The 2,553-nt window shown below is 46.6% G+C and carries 1 protein-coding gene; it reads right to left on the bottom strand.

What is annotated here, in order from left to right; translation table 11 throughout:
- Nucleotides 1-151: 151 nt before the first annotated feature.
- Nucleotides 152-1,882, bottom strand: a complete 1,731-nt coding sequence (ltrA, locus tag QUA56_RS36335; protein ID WP_333368828.1) for a group II intron reverse transcriptase/maturase — start codon at nt 1,880-1,882, stop codon at nt 152-154.
- Nucleotides 1,883-2,553 lie beyond the last annotated feature (671 nt).

Here is a 2,553-nt window from a genome sequence, read left to right as displayed (position 1 = left end):
AATGATATTTTATTTATCAAGGCGAGACGTTGCTTTGGGGTCAGCGATTTAACGCCATCCACACCTGCCGTCTTCTTGTCGGGTAAGGAGGAACACGTCGCCGCGTCCTCCTCCCCTAAGAACCGGACTTGACAGTTTCCCATCATCCGGCTCAAGCCTCCAAAACCTCAGAACGTTTGCCTGTATGTTCATGCCTGTGACAGGCTTTGTGAAGGTGGACAAGGTTTTCCGCTTTGTCCGTGCCTCCGTCTTTCACCCGAATCTTGTGATGGGTGTGCAGTTCTTCTCCATTGAACAAGTGTTCACCGCATACTGGACATTTCCAATTTTGGTTAACCGCTACGTTATAGAGTTTTGAGCCTTTTGCCCAGTACGATTTCCCGTATTTGGATTGGCGGTCTTGCCAGTATTTGGTGAGTGTTGGGTCGTCGGGAGATGCCGTGTCTTTGACTTTGACATGGCGTACTATGGGGATGTATGCCAGCTTCGGCAGGGTTATTAATGTTTCCCTACCATGTCTGTTCAAGAAGGGTTGGGCAAAGTTCCACTTCGTCTCATTGATTGTTCTAAAGTATTTTTGGGCTACCCAACCTTTCCCCTTTTTGGGATGCCTTCTTAGCGACCACTTCCACAGCATTTGCCATATTCGGTAGTCAACGTAAGAAAACGTCTCCTTGCTGACTTTGTGCTTGTAGTAGTTTCCCCATCCTCGAATAATTGGGCTGAGGTATTGGATAACTGCCGTTGCCTTTACCGTCTTATGTTGATTCAGCCATTGTTGGATTCCTGCTAAGAATTCTTTGACCTTCTCTTTTTGCGGCTTGATGAGGCACTTACCCTTGTAGTGTCGGACATTGAACCCTAGAAAGTTGAATCCCTCAGTAATCTGAGTAATTTTGGTTTTATCCGAATTGAGCTTTAGACCTCTTTGATTTAGCCATTCTTCTACGATGGGTTTAATGGCTTCCAAATTCTCACGATTTTCTGCGGTGATGATGAAGTCATCAGCGTAACGAACAAAGCCATATTTTGGTTTGTGTTCCCTCTCCGTTCTTTTTCTACCTTTTGAGTCGGTATATTTGTACTCCTTCGTCTTTTTATGTTGGCTTAGGAGTTTTTCCATTCCGTCGAGGGCTATATTTGCCAAAAGGGGACTTATAATCCCTCCCTGTGGCGTTCCGCTTTCTGTATCGTGGAATATTTCCGCCTCTACATATCCTGCTTTTAACCACTGTTTGATTAGCTCTTTACCAGGGATTTCTCCTATGGCATTGAGCAGGTATTCGTGGCTAATATTGTCGAACGCCCCTTTTATATCTGCGTCCAGTATCCATCTGTCATTTCCCTGAGCGTTTAGTCTTATCCATGTCTGCTCAATTGCGTCATGGCAACTTCTGCCTGGGCGGAAGCCATAGGACTGGGCTTCAAATCTGGTTTCCCAGACTGGTTCTAGGGCATTCTTGACAATTGCCTGTGCTATTCGGTCTTTGATTGTCGGGATACCTAATGGTCTTTGTTTTCCGTTGGCTTTCGGTATGTATACCCTTTTAGTTGGGCGGACTTTCCATAAGGTATTTTCCTGAATTTCTCTGACCAATTTCACTCTTTCCTGTGGAGTTAAAGCCGTCTGACCATCAATGCCAGCCGTCTGTTTCCCTTTGTTTTCTTGAGTGACTCTTCGCACTGACAATAGCAGGTTGGAGTAACTGCGAAGCATCAGTTTCATGAGGCTTTTGACCTTATTACACTGACCGTTCTGGGCTGCTCGGTAGATTCTCTGTCTCAGGTTTCTGACGCGCTTTTTGATGAGCTTCCAATTAATGGATGCCCACTCTTTTAGCGGTTCCTTCGTTCCGATGTCATTGCTGACTCTATCTTCCACGTTGGTTCGATTCCTTTACGTGATATTTACCGTTGAAGACCCGCTGGAAGTCTGCCATCTTTCAATGTGGGGCAAAGCTTGAACCCCTATCTTCGGCATTACCAGAAGCATTCGCTTTCTCCAGCATCCCTTACCCTCTGGATAATTCCGTTTTCCTTACAGTCAACCTACTCATGCCATCGACCTGGCTTGAGAATCCATAGGGCTTATCGTGTTTCGTACATTTAACCTTCGACCGATTCGGGTTCCACCTATACTCCGGTGAGAGTTTCGCTCCCTCGTTACTAGCTACAAGGCGCTGCCAGTAACCTACTCACTTGCCTTTTGGCTAGAGTGTATCAGCCTGATTTCACTCTTTAGACATAACGGAATCTACGGTGATTCACATAACGTTAACCCTTTTCAGCCTTCCCCTTGCCCTTTCACCGAATTAGGCTATCAGTTGCGGGGCTTTCATGCCTTGCATTCCAACAGGTTCATTACTTACTTCTGTTGTAGGCGGAGTGAGACACTCTTTTATGTGGGGACGGAGAGAGAGAGTTCTCCGGGAGAGGCGGCTCTCCAGTTATTCAGCGCAGATGCGCCTAATGTACGACCTGCCGTCTTCTTGTCGGGTAAGGAGGAACACGTCACCGCGTCCTCCTCCCCTAAGAACCGGACTTGACAGTTTC

Source organism: Microcoleus sp. N3A4 (assembly GCF_036701805.1).
In the GTDB taxonomy this organism is placed as follows: Bacteria; Cyanobacteriota; Cyanobacteriia; order Cyanobacteriales; family Microcoleaceae; genus Microcoleus.
This window is presented reverse-complemented; position numbering and strand designations above follow the sequence as displayed.